Annotated in this window: 20 protein-coding genes; 8 read left to right on the top strand and 12 right to left on the bottom strand. The window is 72.3% G+C overall.

Features of this window, described 5'->3' with window-relative positions; translation table 11 throughout:
- Positions 1-49 precede the first annotated feature (49 nt).
- From F4692_RS12960 to F4692_RS12925, 8 genes are all read right to left on the bottom strand, one after another.
- A complete protein-coding gene (locus tag F4692_RS12960) occupies positions 50-736 on the bottom strand; it encodes a response regulator (protein WP_308645293.1) in 687 nt (228 codons plus the stop codon).
- 49 nt (positions 737-785) lie between these two features.
- Complete coding sequence (hpf, locus tag F4692_RS12955; protein ID WP_179620028.1) at positions 786-1400, bottom strand: ribosome hibernation-promoting factor, HPF/YfiA family; 615 nt, start codon at positions 1398-1400, stop codon at positions 786-788.
- 392 nt (positions 1401-1792) lie between these two features.
- Positions 1793-2530 (bottom strand): ComF family protein, encoded by a 738-nt coding sequence (locus F4692_RS12950; protein ID WP_179620027.1) that lies wholly within the window; start codon positions 2528-2530, stop codon positions 1793-1795.
- A gap of 63 nt (positions 2531-2593) precedes the next feature.
- Entirely contained in the window at positions 2594-4336 is a 1743-nt protein-coding gene (locus F4692_RS12945) for an LpqB family beta-propeller domain-containing protein (RefSeq protein WP_179620026.1), read from the bottom strand.
- Complete coding sequence (gene mtrB / locus F4692_RS12940) at positions 4333-5934, bottom strand: MtrAB system histidine kinase MtrB (RefSeq protein WP_179620025.1); 1602 nt, start codon at positions 5932-5934, stop codon at positions 4333-4335. The genes F4692_RS12945 and mtrB overlap by 4 nt, the downstream gene beginning before the upstream one ends.
- 18 nt (positions 5935-5952) lie before the next feature.
- Positions 5953-6651, bottom strand: coding sequence for an MtrAB system response regulator MtrA (gene mtrA, locus F4692_RS12935; protein ID WP_179620024.1), 699 nt, complete (start codon positions 6649-6651; stop codon positions 5953-5955).
- Positions 6652-6712: 61 nt separating this feature from the next.
- Positions 6713-8164: an adenosylhomocysteinase gene (ahcY, locus tag F4692_RS12930; protein ID WP_179620023.1), complete on the bottom strand. Its 1452-nt coding sequence runs from the start codon at positions 8162-8164 to the stop codon at positions 6713-6715.
- A 95-nt stretch (positions 8165-8259) separates the two neighbouring features.
- Entirely contained in the window at positions 8260-9330 is a 1071-nt protein-coding gene (locus tag F4692_RS12925; RefSeq protein ID WP_179620022.1) for a DUF808 domain-containing protein, read from the bottom strand.
- A 99-nt stretch (positions 9331-9429) separates the two neighbouring features.
- Here F4692_RS12925 and F4692_RS12920 point away from each other — a divergent pair, with 99 nt between their 5' ends.
- The 7 genes from F4692_RS12920 to F4692_RS12890 all read left to right on the top strand — a co-directional run bounded on the left by F4692_RS12920 (position 9430) and on the right by F4692_RS12890 (position 14796).
- Entirely contained in the window at positions 9430-10032 is a 603-nt protein-coding gene (locus tag F4692_RS12920) for a DUF4240 domain-containing protein (protein ID WP_179620021.1), read from the top strand.
- Between the two features lie 9 nt (positions 10033-10041).
- Positions 10042-10704, top strand: coding sequence for a cysteine hydrolase family protein (locus tag F4692_RS12915; protein WP_179620020.1), 663 nt, complete (start codon positions 10042-10044; stop codon positions 10702-10704).
- Positions 10705-10919: 215 nt separating this feature from the next.
- A complete protein-coding gene (locus F4692_RS12910) occupies positions 10920-12323 on the top strand; it encodes an HNH endonuclease signature motif containing protein (RefSeq protein ID WP_179620019.1) in 1404 nt (467 codons plus the stop codon).
- Between the two features lie 94 nt (positions 12324-12417).
- Positions 12418-13146: a class I SAM-dependent methyltransferase gene (locus F4692_RS12905; protein ID WP_179620018.1), complete on the top strand. Its 729-nt coding sequence runs from the start codon at positions 12418-12420 to the stop codon at positions 13144-13146.
- 7 nt (positions 13147-13153) lie between these two features.
- Positions 13154-13855, top strand: a complete 702-nt coding sequence (gene uppS, locus F4692_RS12900) for a polyprenyl diphosphate synthase (protein ID WP_179620017.1) — start codon at positions 13154-13156, stop codon at positions 13853-13855.
- Between the two features lie 40 nt (positions 13856-13895).
- On the top strand, positions 13896-14285 hold the full coding sequence (locus F4692_RS12895) for a nuclear transport factor 2 family protein (RefSeq protein ID WP_179620016.1): 390 nt from the start codon (positions 13896-13898) through the stop codon (positions 14283-14285).
- Positions 14286-14289: 4 nt separating this feature from the next.
- On the top strand, positions 14290-14796 hold the full coding sequence (locus tag F4692_RS12890) for a GNAT family N-acetyltransferase (RefSeq protein ID WP_308645292.1): 507 nt from the start codon (positions 14290-14292) through the stop codon (positions 14794-14796).
- Positions 14797-14803: 7 nt separating this feature from the next.
- Here the strand turns inward: F4692_RS12890 and F4692_RS12885 are convergent, their stop codons facing one another.
- From F4692_RS12885 to F4692_RS12870, 4 genes are all read right to left on the bottom strand, one after another.
- On the bottom strand, positions 14804-15400 hold the full coding sequence (locus F4692_RS12885; RefSeq protein ID WP_179620015.1) for a hypothetical protein: 597 nt from the start codon (positions 15398-15400) through the stop codon (positions 14804-14806).
- Positions 15401-15516: 116 nt separating this feature from the next.
- The gene (locus F4692_RS12880) at positions 15517-16548 is read right to left on the bottom strand and encodes an SIS domain-containing protein (protein WP_179620014.1); all 1032 of its coding nucleotides are present in this window, start codon (positions 16546-16548) and stop codon (positions 15517-15519) included.
- 23 nt (positions 16549-16571) lie between these two features.
- Positions 16572-16748, bottom strand: a complete 177-nt coding sequence (locus tag F4692_RS12875) for a Trm112 family protein (protein WP_179620013.1) — start codon at positions 16746-16748, stop codon at positions 16572-16574.
- A gap of 30 nt (positions 16749-16778) precedes the next feature.
- Positions 16779-17141: a DUF3499 domain-containing protein gene (locus F4692_RS12870; protein WP_179620012.1), complete on the bottom strand. Its 363-nt coding sequence runs from the start codon at positions 17139-17141 to the stop codon at positions 16779-16781.
- Positions 17142-17190: 49 nt separating this feature from the next.
- Here F4692_RS12870 and F4692_RS12865 point away from each other — a divergent pair, with 49 nt between their 5' ends.
- Positions 17191-17646: a metallopeptidase family protein gene (locus F4692_RS12865; protein WP_308645291.1), complete on the top strand. Its 456-nt coding sequence runs from the start codon at positions 17191-17193 to the stop codon at positions 17644-17646.
- The last annotated feature ends 8 nt before the right edge of the window (positions 17647-17654 follow it).

The raw sequence follows: 17654 nt of genomic DNA, 5'->3' as shown, positions 1-17654 counted from the left end.
TGGGGTCACTCGACCTTGCTGGCCGACCCTGTGACCTCGTGCCTCGGTCTCAGGGCAGGTCCAGCAACTTCTCGCGCATGGCGTACATGACCGCCTCCATCCGCGAGTGCAGCTGCAGCTTCTCCAGGATGTTGCGGACGTGGTTCTTCACGGTGTTCTCGGAGATGAACAGCTCCTTGGCCACCTCGCGGTTGTTGAGGCCCTTGGCGACGAGCCGCAGCACCTCGAGCTCACGCTCGGTCAGCCGCAGCGCCGGACCCTGCTCGCGCTCGGGCTTCGACATCTGCTTGAACTCGTCGATCAGCTTGACCGCCATCGACGGGCTGATGAGGGACTGGCCCTCGTTGACCACGCGGATCGCCTGGGCGACCTCCTCGATCGAGGAGTCCTTGAGGAGGTAGCCGGCGGCGCCGTTCTTGACCGACTCGTAGAGGTCGGCCTCCTCGTCGGAGACCGTCAGCATGATGATCTTGGTGGCCGGGACGGCCTCCTTGATGGCCCGGCACGCCTCCACGCCGGTGCGACGCGGCATCCGGACGTCGAGCAGGATCACGTCCGGCGCGGTGGTGATCGCGAGCTCGGTGGCGGTGATGCCGTCCGCTGCCTCGCCGACCACCTCGATGTCGGTGTCGCCACCGAGCAGCATGATCAGCCCCCGTCGGAAGAGCTCCTGGTCGTCGACGACCAGGACGCGCACGGGTTCGGTGCCTGCTGCAGAGCCGGATGCTTCGGTCACGCGCGCATCATGTCATGCGCGCGTGACCGACGCGTGGTGCTGCCGTGGGTCACTCGTTCACGTCGAGCGAGATGACGCCGTAGTCGTAGCCGCGACGGCGGTAGACGACCGCCGGCCGCTCGCTCTCCTTGTCGACGTAGAGGTAGAAGTCGTGCCCGACCAGCTCCATCTCGTAGAGCGCCTGGTCGAGGGTCATCGGGACCGCGGAGTGCGACTTCTCGCGGACCACGAGCGGTCCGTCACCGGTGACTGTGATCGGTCCGACCTTGCGCTCGGTGACGCCGTCCTCCTCGACACCGTCCTCCACCTCGGGCAGGGCGGCCAGGGCCTCGCCCACGCCGACGTGCGAGTTGCGCCCCTTGTGCACGCGCCTGCGGTCGGCGGCGCGCCGCATCTGCGACTGCATCTTGTCCAGCGCCAGGTCGAGGGCACCCATCTTGTCCTCCGCGGCGGCCTCGGCCCGGATGACGGGGCCCTTGGAGAACGCGGTGAGCTCGACCTTGGTCGCCCGGTCGTGCTGCCGGGGGTTCTTCTCGAGCTCCACCTCCACCTGGACCCGCATGATGCGGTGGTCGTGCTTCTCCAGACGGGTGAGCTTCTCCGAGACATGTTCGCGGAAGCGATCGGACACCTCGCAGTGCCGTCCCGTGACCACAACCTCCATGTGAACCTCCTCAACTAGCGAGCGGACCGCACCCTTCCATGGGCCGCGGCGCCTACCGCCGGGGCAGGGTGGGATGGAGTCCGCCCGGCCGACCTGGTCTTCGACCCCACAACCGCCTGCTGAAGCGTTCGCAACTTCTCCGTCACTACTGGCCTTCTCCCGGCGTCCGGCACGTCTGGTGCCGGGGACGGGGCAGGACTTACTTCTAAGCCGCACCGTGATCGTCCGTCGGGCCCCGCGTCGGACGCGTCTCCCTCGGACTTACGTGGACCGTTTCGCCTGCGACTGGCATCGGCTTGCCACGGGTCGGGCCCCGCGAGGCACCTGCTGGTGCCGCGCGCACCCCTCTCCGTGACGCAACCACGGACCCGGGCGGACTCCATGAAGAGACGCTAGCCCGTGATCGGCCGCGGGCCAACTGTCGGGCCACCTGTCGGTCCCGCACGCCTGCGGGTCGCCGCGACGGCGGCGACGGCGACGGGCGGCAGGCCGACGGCCTCGAGCGCTCGCTGGGCCTCCCGCGCCGTGGACCCGGTCGTCAGCACGTCGTCGCAGACCACGACGTACGCCTCGCGCCGGCGCCGCCCGGCGTGAGCCAGCGTCGCCGTGGGGCAGTGCATCGAGCCGCCCAGGTTGGCCGCCCGGCCGGCCGCGTCGAGACCCGCCTGGTCCGCCGCGCCCCGCGACGCGAGGAGGGGTGCGACGGCGACGGGGCGCTCGTCGCGCAGCTGCGCCGCCGCCGTACGCGTCAGGGCGGAGGTCGCCTCGTAGCCACGGGCCCGCCCGGCTCCCGGACGGGACGGCACCGGCACCAGGAGGACCGGCACGGCGGGGTCGAGGTCCGCCACCGCGGCGCGCACGGCCTGCGCGAGCAGCCCGCCCAGCACGCGGCGGTGACGCCACTGGCCCCGGTCCTTGTGGCCGACGACCAGCGCGCGCACCGGACCGTCGTACTCCTCGGCCGCCCACGGGGTGACGAGCCCGTCCGGCACCGGGGAGGGCCAGGCGGTGCGGGCGCCGGTGGACAGGCCGCTGCGGCACGCCACGCACAGCATCCGGCCGGGCCGGTCGCACCCGACGCACCGGCTGCCGAGGAACAGGTCGAGCGCCTCGTCGAGCACCCGACCCATCGCAGCAGGTCCGCCCGGTCGCGACAACCGGCGGGGCCGGGCCTGTGGAGACCCCGGGGAGGCTCAGCCGACGTAGGTCAGCGACGTGAGGCCCTGCGGCAGGTCGGCGACGGTGCGTTCCGGCCGGCTGAGGCTGGTGACCGCGCGGCCGGCGAGGGCGTACACCTCGGTCGCGACGGGGCGGTCGACCGGCGAGGAGACGAGCACGCGGTTGGGACCGCGGAGCCTGCTGGTGCCGGTGGTGGTGACCTCCCCGGGCGCGCCGTCGACCGACACGGTCCGCACCGACTGCGACAGCGGCGTGATGTCGCTGAGCACCGAGACCGTGGTGGGCGAGCGCCAGCCGATGTCGCGCACCCGCGCGTCGCCCTCGAGCGGGACCGGCAGCGTGGTGAGCGGCGTGAAGCCCACGACCGCGCCGGACGAGTCGTGGCGGACCCGGGCGGAGACCACCGTGTCGGCCGTACGACCGCGCAGCACCGCCACCAGCCGCGTGCCGTCGCGCGAGACGAGGAGCTTGGTGACCCGCCGGCCGCTGAGGCCGGGCACGTCCACCTCGCGCGCCGATCCGTCCGCGGTCAGGAAGATGCGCGCCGTCCCCCGCCCGCGGTCGAGGACCCAGGTCCGGCCGCGGTGGTCCCAGCTGGGCGCGGCGAGGTCCACCGCGCCCGAGATCACGGTCGCGACCTCGCCGCTCGGGGCCTCGGTCGGCGCCGTGACGAGGATCGTGCCGCCTCCGGCGACGCCGGCGACCCGCGACCCGTCGATGCTGACCCCGATCGAGCGCAGGCCGTAGTCCTGCTGCCCGAGGGGGCCGAGGGTCTCCTCGAACCCACCGAGGCTCCCCGCGACGACCAGGCCCCGGTCGAGGGCGAACAGCTCACCGCTCACGTCGGCCCCGTTGGGGTCGTAGCCGCTGCCGAACTCCAGCCCGAACTGGGGACTGCCGGTGACGCCGAAGGCCTGTCCGCCGACGCTGAGCTCGATGGCGTTGATCCGGTCGTCCTGCCGCAGCGTCCACGCGAGCTGCGCCCGCATCCGGTCGGCGGTCTCGTCGTCGACCGCGTCCGGGTCACCGCTGAGCGCGACGCGCGCGATGCCCGACACGATCGGCACGGCCAACCCCTGGGTGGTGCCCGGCGGGAAGAAGGTGCGGACGACGTCCGCCTCCTCGGCGGACGGAGGGGTGACGAGGCCGCGCACGAGCGAGGAGGCGAACTGGTCGCCGCGCGGTGCGAAGACCGGCTCGGGCACCAGCACCTCGGCGGAGGGGTCGAAGTAGTAGAGCGAGGCGCGTTCGTACCAGTCACCGAACCAGGTCTCCGGGACGATCAGGGCGTCCGGGACGTCGTCGATGCGCCACTCGCCGTCCTCCTCGACGAGGCCGACGGTCAGCGCGGCCTCGGGCTGGGTGCGCTCCCAGGCACCACGGGCGTCGTAGCGGTTGACGTCGGTCAGCGGGATCCGCACCTCGGTCCCGACGGAGGCGTCGCCGAGCTCGCCGTAGGTGATGATCTGCTTCTCCGGGACCCATGTCTCGGCGGCCTCGCGGGAGAGGAACTGGCGCGCGACGGTCGTCCCGACGGGCGTCGCCTGCATCGCCTCGAGGAAGCCGTCGACGATGTCGGCGGCCGGCGCACCCTCCTGCGGCGGGCGGGGGTCGTAGGAGATGCCCGGCGCGTCGTCGGAGTCGCCGGTCACCTCCGACTCCACGACCGGCCCGGACGTCGGCATCTGGACGCAGCCGGTTAGCAGGGCGGAGGCGGCCAGCAGCCCGAGCCAGCGGGAGGCCGTACGCGTCCTCATGCGGTCTCCCGGGCGTCGTCGGGCACCAGCGGCAGCGGCGAGTGGCGCAGCTGGGTGCCGAGGGTGCGGGCCAGGGTGAGGCGGAACTGCGCCCCCTCCCCCGGACGGCCCCAGGCCTGCAGCCACCCGCCGTGGAGGTGGGTGTCCTCCAGGGAGATCGACAGGCCCAGGCCGGTGCCCCCGCTGGTGCGCGCCCGCGCGGGGTCGGCGCGCCAGAACCGGTTGAAGACCATCGCGGACTCCCCCGGCCCGAGGCCGACCCCGTGGTCGCGCACGGCGATCGCGGCCGACTGCCGGTCGGCGCCGACGAAGATCTCGACGTCGTTGCTCTCGGCGTGGTCGATCGCGTTCGTGACCAGGTTGCGCACGATCCGCTCGACACGGCGTACGTCCGCCTCGGCGACGCAGGGCGTGCCGGGGTCGTGCAGGACGACCCGCGTGTCGCGCTGCGCGGCCAGGACCGACGTCATGTCGACCACCCGGCGCGCCACCTCGACGAGGTCGACGTCCTCGGCCTCGAGCACCGCCGCGCCCGCGTCGAAGCGGCTGATCTCGAGGAGGTCGGCGAGCAGCGTCTCGAAGCGGTCGAGCTCCTTCTGCAGCAGCTCGGCGGCGCGGCCGGTCACCGGGTCGAGGAAGGGCTTGGCGTCGTGGATGACGTCGCTGGCCATCCGGACGGTGGTGATGGGGGTGCGCAGCTCGTGGGAGACGTCGGAGACGAACCGGCGCTGGAGGCGGCTGAGCTCCTCGAGCTGGCGGATCTGCTTCTGGAGGTTGGAGGCCATCTGGTTGAAGGACGTGGCGAGCCGGGCGAGGTCGTCCTCGCCGGTGACCCGCAGCCGCTCCTGCAGCTGTCCCGCGGCCAGTCGCTCCGCGACCCGTCGCGCCATGCGGATCGGGGTCACGACCTGCCGGGTGACCAGCCAGGTGAGCAGCGCGACCAGGAGCAGCAGGGGGACGCCGGCGATGAGCATCGCGCGGGACACCAGCGCGAGCGTCTCCTGCTGCTCGGCCAGCGGGTAGAGGTAGTAGAGGGTGTAGGTGTTGCCGTCGGCGGGGAGGCGCACCTGGCTGCCGACGACGATGCCGGGCCCGGGGGTGAGGCCCGCGACCTCCTTGGTCGTGGTGATGTCGGTGTAGGACCACGCGGTCCCGGACGCCTGGTCGAAGCGGGCCTGCATCGCCTCGGGCACGCTCGCGAGATTGAGCCCCTCGGTGAACTTCGCACCGCCGTCGGCGAGGCGTACGCCCTCGCTGATCGGCGGTGACAGCACGACCGCGAAGCCGCGTGTCGCCCCGCGGGCCTGGATCGGCTCGACGAGCGCCTCCTGCTGGGCGGACTCGTTGACGTCGACCCCGGGCGTCGCGGCGAGCTTCTCGCGGGCGGCCTGCGTCTCGCCCTCGGCCTCGGCCACCACGGCCTGGACGCGGTTCTCGAGCAGGCCGTCGCGGGTCTGCTGGATGAGGAACCAGCCGACGACGCCGACCACCGCCGCGGAGAGCAGCAGCGTGCTCACCACGACGCGCGCCTGCACCGAGCGCCGCCAGAAGGCAGGCCCGTGGCGCAGCACCGGCGGCAACCGGTCGACCAGGCTCATCGACGACTCATGCGACGGCTAGGACTTGCCGGCCTTGTAGCCGACACCGCGCACGGTCACCACGACCTCCGGGTTCTCCGGGTCGTGCTCGACCTTGGAGCGCAGGCGCTGGACGTGCACGTTGACCAGCCGCGTGTCGGCGCTGTGGCGGTAGCCCCAGACCTGTTCCAGCAGGACCTCGCGGGTGAAGACCTGCCACGGTTTGCGCGCCAGGCAGACCAGCAGGTCGAACTCGAGTGGCGTGAGGTTGATCGGCGCACCGTCGCGGGTGACCGAGTGGCCGGCCACGTCGATCGAGACGTCGCCGATCGTGAGTCCCTCGTCGGGGGCGGCGTCGTTGCGGCGCACGCGCGCGCGGATGCGGGCGACGAGCTCCTTGGGCTTGAACGGCTTGATGATGTAGTCGTCGGCACCGGACTCGAGGCCGAGCACGACGTCGATCGTGTCGCCCTTCGCGGTCAGCATCACGATCGGCACCCCCGACTCGGCGCGGATCTCCTTGCACACGTCGATGCCGTCCTTGCCGGGGAGCATCAGGTCGAGGAGGACCAGGTCGGGCTTGTAGTCGCGGAAGGCGTCGAGGGCGACGTCGCCACGACCGACGATGCGGCTGTCGAACCCCTCCTGGCGCAGGACGATGGAGAGCATCTCCGCCAGGGAGGCGTCGTCGTCGACGACGAGCACGCTGCCGCGCGCGGGCTCGACAAGGTCAGTCATGGCGCCAGTCTAGGGCTGGCGCCATGACCGGAGAGGCGGGTCCGGGCAGGCCGGATGCCGCTCAGTAGCGGTAGTGGTCGGGCTTGTACGGCCCCTCGACCGGGACGCCGAGGTAGGCGGCCTGCTCCTTGGAGAGCTCGGTCAGCTCGACACCGAGGGCGTCGAGGTGCAGCCGGGCGACCTCCTCGTCGAGGTGCTTGGGCAGCACGTGGACGCCGAGGGCGTACTCGTCGGCCTTGGTGAAGAGGTCGATCTGGGCCAGCACCTGGTTGGTGAAGGAGTTCGACATCACGAAGGACGGGTGACCGGTGGCGTTGCCCAGGTTGAGCAGGCGGCCCTCGGACAGCACGATGATCTTCTTGCCGGGCTTGCCGTCCTCGGACGGGAAGATCCACTGGTGGACCTGCGGCTTGATCTCGTCCTTGACGATGCCCGGGATCTTGGCGAGGCCCGCCATGTTGATCTCGTTGTCGAAGTGCCCGATGTTGCCGACGATCGCCTGGTGCTTCATCTTGTGGAAGTGCTCGACCGTGATGATGTTGAAGTTGCCGGTCGTGGTGATGAAGATATCGGCGGTCTCGACGACCGACTCGAGGCGCTTGACCTCGTAGCCGTCCATCGCGGCCTGCAGCGCGCAGATCGGGTCGATCTCGGTGACGATGACGCGGGCGCCCTGGCCGCGCAGGGACTCGGCCGAGCCCTTGCCCACGTCGCCGTAGCCGCACACGACCGCAACCTTGCCGCCGATCATGACGTCGGTCGCGCGGTTGATGCCGTCGACGAGCGAGTGGCGGCAGCCGTACTTGTTGTCGAACTTCGACTTGGTGACCGAGTCGTTGACGTTGATCGCCGGGAAGAGCAGCGTGCCCTCCTTGAAGCGCTCGTAGAGACGCAGCACACCGGTGGTGGTCTCCTCGGAGACGCCCTTGACGAGGGGGGCGCGGTTGGTCCAGCGCTGCGGGTCGGCCTCGAGCGAGCGGGCCAGGACGCGCAGCACCTCCTTGAACTCCTCGTTGTCGGTGGAGTCCTGCGACGGGACCTTGCCGGCCTTCTCGTACTCGACACCGAGGTGCAGCAGCATGGTGATGTCGCCGCCGTCGTCGAGGAGCATGTTGGGGCCGCCCTCGGCGAAGTCGAAGACCTTCTCCGCCTCGTCCCAGTACTCGGCGAGGGTCTCGCCCTTCCAGGCGAAGACGGGGACGCCCTGCGGGTCCTCGGGGGTCCCGCCCTTGGCGGGCGGGCCGACGACGACCGCGGCGGCGGCGTGGTCCTGGGTGGAGAAGATGTTGCAGGTGGCCCAGCGGATGTCCGCGCCGAGGGCCGCGAGGGTCTCGATCAGCACGGCGGTCTGGATCGTCATGTGCAGCGAGCCGGCGATGCGGGCGCCGGCGAGGGGCTGCTCCTTGCCGTAGCGCTCGCGCATGGCCATGAGGCCCGGCATCTCGTGCTCGGCGAGCTCGATCTCCTTGCGGCCGTAGGCAGCGAGGCTGAGGTCAGCGACGTTGAAGTCCATGGTGTGTCTCCTGGATCCGGAGCAAGTGCGTCTGCGCCGCACATCTGTGCGTCGTCGGGATCTCCCGCGCGGACCAGAAGAGCGTAGGTCGGGCCTCAGGGATTCGGAGAATCCTCGACGGCCCCGCGAGCGTGCTCGTCCGGGTGCTCGTCCGCGTGCTCGTCACCGTGTCCGCCACCGACGCCGAGGGCGTGCAGCACGGCCAGCACGAGGCCGCCGACGACCAGGCCGACGACGCCGGACAGGACGGTGTTGAGCAGCCAGCCGAGCACTGCTCCGAGGGCGCCGCCGACCGCGTCGTGGACGCCTTCCTCCCAGTGGTGGAGGAGGTCGTACGGCGCGTGCAGCGCGTCGCCGAGGCCGGTGCCCTCGAGCAGGCCGTCGTGCCCGCCGATCTCGTAGAGGCTGACCAGGAGGATGTGACCACCGACCCACAGCATGGCGAGGGTGCCGATGAGCGAGATCGCCGACAGCAGGCGCGGCATCGCCGAGACGAGCGCGAGGCCGAGGCGCTGCGAGCCCTTCGACGGCTTCTCGGCGAGGTGCAGGCCGACGTCGTCCATCTTCACGATCAGGGCGACCACGCCGTAGACGAGGACGGTGATGAGGACCGCCACGACGGCGAGGACGATCGCGCGCATCCAGATGCTCGCGTCCGGGTCGGAGCCGACGACCTCCTTGAGCGCGATGACCATGATCTCGGCGCTGAGGATGAAGTCCGTGCGCACGGCCTGCGAGATCGTGCGGGCCTCGTGCTCGGGCGTGAACTCGCCCTGCTCGGTGACCGCCTCCTCCGCCTCGTTGCCGTGGCCGGAGAACTTCTCGTAGACCTTGTGCGCGCCCTCGTAGGCCAGGAACCCACCACCGAAGATGAGGATCACGGGGAGCAGCCACGGCAGGAACTGCCCGAGCAGCACGGCGGCGGGGAGGATGAACAGCAGCTTGTTGCGCAGCGAGCCGATCGCGATCTTCTTGATGATCGGCAGCTCGCGCTCGGCGGCGGACCCGTGGAGGTACTGCGGCGTCACGGCCGTGTCGTCGACGACGACGCCCGCCGCCTTCGCGCTCGCCCGCGCGGCAGCCGCACCGACGTCGTCCACGCTGGCTGCGGCGATCCGGGCGAGTGCGGCGACGTCGTCGAGGAGGGCGAACAGTCCGCCGGCCATGGGATGTCCTTCAGGTCGTGGGTCGTGACCGGGGCAGCCTATCCGCGGGGACGCCGCGATCGCCCGCGCCTGCTGCCCGGACCTGCCAGAATCCCGCCCATGCGGGGGGACACGAGGCGTCGGGCGTACGCGTGGGTGGGCACGGCGCTCCTCGCGGCGCTGGCGGTGGGGTGCTCGTCGGACCCGGTCGAGCCCGTCACGACCGAGCCGTGGGTCGAGGGCGGGCTCCCGGAGTACTGCGGGGGGCGTGGCGGCGACCTCGCGTCGTTCTGGGAGCTGGTCCACGCGTCGTGCGCGGTCGCGCAGGACGGCGACGTGCGGCAGGGCGAGGCGCTCGAGGAGGTCCTCTCCCGGCTGCCCGAGGACCGGACCGCCGAGTTCGGCCGTACCTTCCGTCGCCTCAACAACGACCTGGTGATCATCACCGAGGTCGCCGACGACCTCTGCGCACCCGGCCTCGGGCTCGCGGAGGACCTCGGCACGGACTACCGCAGCTGGGTGATCGCCCACGGGCAGGACGCGTACGAGGCCGTCCTCGACGACCCCGCACGACTGCGCGACTTCCCGGACGCCACGGCCGGCTGCGGACTCGGCGAGTTCTTCGGCGCAGCGGCCACCGGCAACCCGGTCGAGGGCGAGCGGGAGCAGTCCGAGGCCGCGGGGCCGGCTCTGAGCCACGCCGCGGCCGCGGCCGGGCAGTAGCCTCGCCGGGTGCCGGACGTCGCCCACCACCACTGGTCCATCGACGAGCGGGAGTACGCCCGCCACGAGGCCCGCCGGGGCAGGCGACACGCCTTCGAGCACCTCGACCCGCACCGGACCGCCCTCGTCGTCGTCGACGTGGTCCCGTTCTTCGTGCGGGACTCGGCGTACGTCCGCGGCATCGTGCCGCAGGTCAACCTGCTCGCCGCCGCGGTCCGTGCGTCCGGTGGCACGGTCGCGTGGGTGGTGCCGGGGTACGCCCCGCCGAGCGCGAAGGACCGCGAGCTCTTCGGCGACGAGGTGGCCGAGATGTACGCCCGGTCCGGCACCGGGGGCCCGGATCCGTCGCTGTCCGTGGTCGACGGCGACCTCGTCGTGGAGAAGACCGGGCGCAGCGCCTGGACCCCCGGGTCGTCCGAGCTCCCCCGCCTCCTGTCCGAGCGCGACGTCGACACGGTCGTCGTGGCCGGCACCGTCACCAACGTCTGCGTGGAGCACACCGCCCGCGACGCCAGCGCCGCGGGCCTGCGCGTCGTCCTCGTCGCCGACGCCTGCGCCGCGACCCGCGACCAGGACCACAACGCGACGCTGCACGTGGTCTACCGCTCCTACGGCGACGTGCGGTCGACGGCGGAGGTGCTGGGGTTGCTGGGTGCTACTGACGCTGGTTGAGCAGGGCGCCCCGCGCCCGTGTCGAAACCCAGGCCCCGCGCCCCCGCCACTCGTGGTCCAGGTGGACGCCCCACCCCCGTGTACCGCTGATTGAGCAGGGCTGCTCCCCGCGTCCCGCTGGTTGAGCAGGGCGTCCCGCGCCCGTGTCGAGACCCAGGCCGATCTTGACGCTCCACCACGGGTGGCTGTCGGACCCTTCACGTATAATCGAACACATGATCGAGACGCTGGAACGGGATGCAGCGGAGGTCGACGACGACCTCTCCGCTGCCGGCCTGCTCGCCTCGATCCGCACCGCGCGCGAGACCGAGAACGCTGCCGCTGCCCGGCAGCTCGATCTCGCCGCGCGGTGGGCGGACCTCCACCGGCCGGAGTCGATCCACTCCGCCGCGTCGTTCACCGTCCCGGGCTGCGAGCACGAGGAACCCATCGCCGGACCCGGTACGCCCCTGGTGGCGGAGTTCTGCATCGCTGAGCTCGGTGCGGTGCTGGGGATCTCGACGACCGCGGCGAAGCGGCTCGTCGGGCACGCCCTGGAGCTGCGCCACCGACTCCCGCGACTCCATGCCGGACTCCAGTCCGGAGCGGTGCCCGCGTGGCGGGCCCGGTCGGTAGCCGAGACCACCATCCACTCCTCACCTCCGTTGACGGTCGAGGCCGCAGCATTCGTCGACGCGCAGGTCGCCGCGGTCGCGGGACGGATCGGGCCCGCGCAGCTGGACCGCTTGGTTGCGGAGGCGATCAAGCGGTACGACCTCGCCGACGCAGATCCCGCCGACGACCCGGAGGACGGGTGGCAGCACGTCGACCCGCGCCACGCCACCCTCCACTCGGAGGACGTGCACTACGCGGGCACGATGAGGTTCGAGGCTGAGCTCGACATCGCCGACGCCCTCGACCTGGACCGGGCACTGGCCCATGGCGCCGCGACGATGAAGGCCCTCGGCTCCGACGCCTCGCTCGACGTCCGCCGCTCCGCCGCCCTCGGCGACCTCGCCCGCACCCAGACCGCCCTCGACCTCGCCACCAACGAAGGTGGTCGAGTAGTCCGTGAGGAACGAGCGGGAGTATCGAGACCCGACCTCCCGCATGCCCGCGAGGTCGTGCTTCACGCTCACTTCAACGCGAGCTCGACCGCGGACGGCCCGATCCTCGACCAGAACGGTCGCCTCGAGGAAGGCCAGCGCCTGGTCCTGCTCGAGCAGGTCAAGGACTGGTGCGCCGACTCCCAGACCAAGGTCACCATCCGACCGGTGATCGACCTGAACGCCGAGCTGTCGACTCCGGCCTACGAACCCACCACCCGCATCCGCGAGCACGTGATCATCCGCGACCAGACCTGCGTGTTCCCCTGGTGCACCCGATCCGCCCGCCGCTGCGACCTCGACCACGTCATCCCGTTCAATGCTGGCGGACCCACCTCCACGTCGAACCTCGCGCCCCTGTGCCGCACCCACCACAGGCTCAAGACCCACAGCTCCTGGCACTACGAGACCACCGCACCCGGGACGTACGAGTGGACCTCACCCCACGGCCACCGCTTCCGACGCGACCACACCGGCACGAGGGCGATCAGAGGCGACGAGCCACCCGACGTCCCGCGACCCCGCCGACGATGACCACACCCCGCCGGACTGAAGCCGGCGGGGCCACAGGCACGCCAGCGACCACGTCGCGTGCCGCGGATGGCTTCGTGCCCCTAGGTTGACCGGGATGCGAGCTCCCGATGCTGCCTTCGCCGACCCGCGCCTGGCTGCCCTCTACGACCTCCTCGACGACGACCGCTCCGATCTCGACGCCTACGAGGCGATCGTCAGGGAGCTCGGCGCCGAACGCGTGGCAGACGTGGGCTGCGGCACGGGCTCGTTCGCCGTTCGGCTGGCCGGACGCGGTCTCACCGTCGTGGGAGTGGATCCGGCGGCCGCCTCGCTGGAGGTCGCACGGGGGAAGCCGTACGCCGACGGGGTGACGTGGATCCACGGTGACGCGACCGATCTCGCCGACGTCCCGCCGCTCGACCTCGCGGTGATGACGGGCAACGTGGCGCAGGTCTTCGTCGACGACGAGGACTGGGCCGGCACGCTCGACGGTCTCGCTGCTGCCGTCCGGCCCGGTGGCTGGCTGGTGCTCGAGACGCGGCGGCCCGAGGCCCGCGCCTGGGAGCACTGGGACCAGCCGGCGAGCGAGGTCACGCTGCCTGACGGGCGCACCGCCACCGCCTCCATGTCGGTGACCGAGGTCGCGCTGCCGCTGGTGACCTTCGTCGGGACCATCTCGGTCGACGGGGAGGACCTGCGCTCCACGTCCACCCTGCGCTTCCGGTCGCGCGCCGAGGTCGGGCGCGACCTCGCGGCACACGGTTTCGACGTCGTCGAGGTCCGCGAGGCGCCCGACCGGCTCGGTCTCGAGCACGTGTTCATCGCCCGCCGGCACACGTCATGATGAGGCCGTGACCACCACGGACGAGCGGACCCCGACGCTCCCCCGGCACGTCGGCGTCGTCATGGACGGCAACCGCCGGTGGGCCAGGAGGAACGGCCTCTCCAACCCGAGCGAGGGTCACCGCCGCGGGGCGGACCATGTCGAGGACCTGCTCGGCTGGTGCGAGGCGCGGCGCATCGACCACCTGACCGTCTACGTGCTCTCGGCCGACAACATCCGCAAGCGCGATGGCGCCGAGGTCGGGTTCCTCTTCGACCTGGTCTGCGACGTCCTGCCCGGGATCGTCGAACGGTCGGGGCACTGGACGCTCCACGTCAGCGGCGAGGTCGCCCTGCTCCCCGAGAGAGCGGCCGACGCCCTGCGGCGCGCCGAGGTGACCACTGCCGGAAGGGCGGCGCACCTCACGCTCGCCATCGCGTACGACGGGCGCGCCGACATCGCCGCCGGCATCCGGGGCGCCATCCGGGCGGGCGCTCTCGGCGCGGACGGGGCGCTCGACCCCGACGCCGTCACGGCGCACCTCCCGGGCGGGCCGGTGAAGGACATCGACCTCGTGATCCGCACCAGCGGGGAGCAGCGCCTCTCCGGGTTCGTGCCGTGGCAGGCGGCGCACGCGGAGGTGCACGTCAGCCCGAAGCTGTGGCCCGACTTCGACGAGGTCGATCTCGACGCGGCGCTGGCCAGGTACGCCGCGGTCCGGACGGGCTGAGCCGGACGCCCTGTCGGACCACCCCGCCACACTGGGCCTCATGGACGCCGCGACCCTGCTCACCCACCTCGGCCGCGTCATCGACGCCCACGACTGGCCGGCGCTCCCGTCCCTGCTGCACCCCGACTTCAGCTGTCGGCTCGTGCACACGGGCGAGGTCTTCGACCGCGACGGGTGGGTGCGGCTCAACGCCGACTACCCGGGGTTCCAGCGGATGCACGTCGAGGACCTCGTTGCCGACGGCGAGAAGGGCGTGCTGCGGGCCACCGTGATCGGGACGGGCGACGACGGCTTCGACCTCGTCTTCGCCGTCGCGAGCGTCGGCACCCTCCGGGACGGCCTGCTCCACGAGCTCGTCGAGGTGTGGGCCGACGTGGGCCAGGCCGCACCGGCGGGGACGCGTCCCGCCGTGCACGGCGACGTGGCCTGACGCGGTGCTGCCCGAGCCGACCGCCCGCCTGCGGTTCCGCCCCATGGTCCGCGACGACGTCGACGTCGTGACCGAGCTACTGATCGCCTTCGACCCGTTCCGCGGCGACCGGCCGCCCAGCACGCGCGAGGACGCGGTGCGGTGGATCGAGTGGCAGGAGCGCACCTACGCCGACCACGACTTCGGGCTGTGGGTCGTCGAGACCCACGAGGGCGAGATCGTCGGCGACTGCGGCCTGACCGTCCAGGACGTCGAGGGCACGCCCCACGTCGAGGTGGGCTACCACCTGCTGCCGCACGTACGCGGCCGCGGCTTCGCGACCGAGGCGGCCCGAGCCGTGCGCGACCTGGCGGCCGCTCACGGCGTCGAGCACCTCGTCGCCCTGATCCGTCCCGAGCACACCGCGAGCCAGGGCGTCGCCCGCCGCCTCGGCATGGAGCTGGAGCGGACGGCGCGCGTCCACGGCGGGGACGCCCTGGTCTTCGGGACGGACCTTCAGCAGAAGGCCTGATCGAGCCTCACTTCAGCTTCTTGGCGCCGACCTTCGCGAGCTTGGCGATGGCGGACGCCGAGACCGGCGCGTCGTCGATGGCGACGACGTTGCCCACGCGGTTGCCGTCGCGGTAGAGGACGCTGCTGGAGTAACTCGTGATCCCGAACACGGTCGTCTCCTGGACGAAGGCCACGGCGCCCTGGCCGACCTTCGGGGCCTTGGTGATGCTGGAGGTGACCGTCGCGCCGGTGGTCGGCTCGGTGAAGGTCGCGCACTTCTTGGTGTAGGCGGTGTAGGCCTTGAGGTACGCCTTGGCCTTGGCGGCCGACTTCACCTCGGCGGCACCGGCCACGACGACCGGGAAGCCGGCCGCGGAGGCACCGGTGGTGGCGATCGCGGACTTGGCCTTGGCCATCTCGGCCACGCCGCAGGTGTTGCCCGGGACGCTGATCTGCTTGCTCTTGTCGGTCGAGAACGTGGCGCCCGCCAGCTCCGGGAAGGCCTTGACGATGTCACCGCTCTTGGGCAGGTCCTTCGCGGACACGGCTGCCTGCGCGGGGCTGCCGGCGACGAGCAGGGCGGCGGCGAGGCCGGCGGCGACGGACAGGGAGGTGCGACGCATGATGTCTCCTTGGAGCGTTCGAATGAGCTGACCCCGAATTCATACCCGCCACGGACGCATCTCAGTCCCCCCGGAACCGGGGAGGCGGCGATGCGGCGGGGGCAGCGGGGGGCGGATCAGTCCTCGACGAGGCCCACGCGGAGGTACTCCGCAGCGTAGGTGCCGGTCAGCAGCAGCGACGCGTAGCGCGCCACCTCGGCGTCGGCGGTCGTCTCGAGGGTCTCGACGCGTACGCCGTGGCGCGCGGCCGCGGCCGCGAGCTGGCCGGTCTGCTCGCGCACCACCGGGTCGTCGCTGCGGTCGTCGAGGACGAGCAGCAGCGGGCGCAGGTCAGCCGGCTCGTCGGCGAACGGGTCGGCGAAGAGGTCGTGCGGCTTCGTCGCCTCGATGACCGGCAGCAGGTGCTCGGCGTCACCCGCGATCGCGGAGCGGCCGCTCGTGCGACGCAGCGACTCCGCCAGCCGGCGCGCCGCACGTGCCGCCAGCACGGACCCGCCCCAGACGAGCGGGTTGGTGTCGGCCATCGCGATCGCCAGCATCTTGGCGGGGTTGACCGCGAGGTCGCGGTGCGGCGAGCAGTTGGTCGCCACGTCGTCGAGCGACGCGGCGACCGACTCGGCGTCGGCGCGCGGACCGAGGTGCACGTGGGCGAGGTAGTCGAGCATGACCACGGCGGTGGCGAGCTGGTCGCCGGTCACCGTGGGCAGCACCGTGACGTGGCGCCCTGCGGCGTGCTCCCCCACCAGGCTGCGCGGCGGGCACGCGACCACCACCTGCGCGCCACGGCGTACGGCCTCCGCGACCGCCGACGCCGAGCCGTGGTCGTTGCCCTCCGGGGCGAGCATCACGACGAGGTCGAGCGACCCGGCCCAGCCGGGGAGGCCGGGGTTGGGCCATGCGACGAAGGGCACCGGGCACCACGGCTCGAGCACGGCGCGCAGCAGCCGTGAGTCCGGGCCGGCGGCGATGACGGCCCGCGGGCGCTCGCCGTCACGGCCCGCGGCGATCAGCTCCGCGGTCGCGGTCGCGGCCTCGTGCGCCTCGCGGCGCACCCGGGCGCCGGACTCGGCGAGCGTGCGCAGCCGGAGGTCCACGGTGTCCAGCACGCCGGCGTCGTCCAGCCGGGCCTCGTCGAACCAGGTCGCCACGGGCGGGTGTCCTCTCGGTCGGGTCAGTCGGGCTTGCGGGCCTCGTCGACCAGCAGGACCGGGATGTCGTCGCGGACCGGGTAGGCGTTGCCGCAGCCCTGGCAGACGAGCTCCTCGACGCCGTCGGTCGCCGACGGGGACAGCTCGCCGTGGCAGGCCGGGCAGACGATGATGCTCAGCAGCTGCTGGTCGATGTTCACGTGCCGAAGCCTAGGCCACCCGGGCCGGGGTCAGTCGGTGGGCGTGAGGACCCGCAGGTGGCCGCGCTTGGCGCCCCGGGTCGGGTCGTCCGTCGAGTGGAGCGGGGCCGGTGCGGGCGCGGGTCGGGCGGCCTCCCGGACGGCGTCGGCGAGCGCCAGCAGGTCGTCGCTGCTGGGCCCCTGCGCCTTCTGGTCCGACGCGAGCCGCAGCACCTCCCACCCGCGCGGGGCGGACAGCCGCTCGCTGTGCACGTCGCAGAGGTCGTAGGCGTGGGGCTCGGCGTACGTCGCGAGCGGGCCGAGGACCGCGGTCTGGTCGGCATAGACGTAGGTCAGCGTGTTGACCGCAGGACGGCCACACGCCGTCCGCGAACAACGACGGGCAAGGCTCACGACGGCGACGCTACCTGCCGGACGCACGCGCGCCGCTTAGGCTCGCGGCGTGGAGATCGGGGTCGAGGACACGGCGGGCGGCACCAGGACCCGGACGCGGGACCGGCGGGGTCGCGGCATGCGGGGGCCGGGCGTCCTGCCCCACGTGCCGGGCACGCCGGCGCTCCGGACGGCCCGGCAGAAGTTCGACCAGCTCGTGCTCGACGTCGTCACGCCGCTGGACGAGAAGTGGCAGCGCCACCTCGGGCTCGTGGAGTACGCCGTCGAGGACGCGCCGATGCTCCCCGACGACTGGGGCGACGAGACCGTGCCGCTCTCCTCCCTGGTGCGGGGCAAGGGCACGGCGCCGACGCGCCTCGTGCTCTTCCGACGCCCGATCGAGCACCGGGCCACCAACCGTGACGAGCTCGAGGCGATGGTGCACACCGTCGTCGTCGAGCAGCTCGCCGAGCTCCTCAACCTCATGCCCGGGCAGGTCGACGAGAGGTACGGCGACGAGCCCTGACGTCCGGC

The organism is Nocardioides cavernae, assembly GCF_013410035.1.
GTDB classification, from domain to species: Bacteria; Actinomycetota; Actinomycetes; order Propionibacteriales; family Nocardioidaceae; genus Nocardioides; species Nocardioides cavernae_A.
Note: the sequence above shows the minus strand (reverse complement) of the source record. Positions and strands in the feature narration are given on the sequence as shown.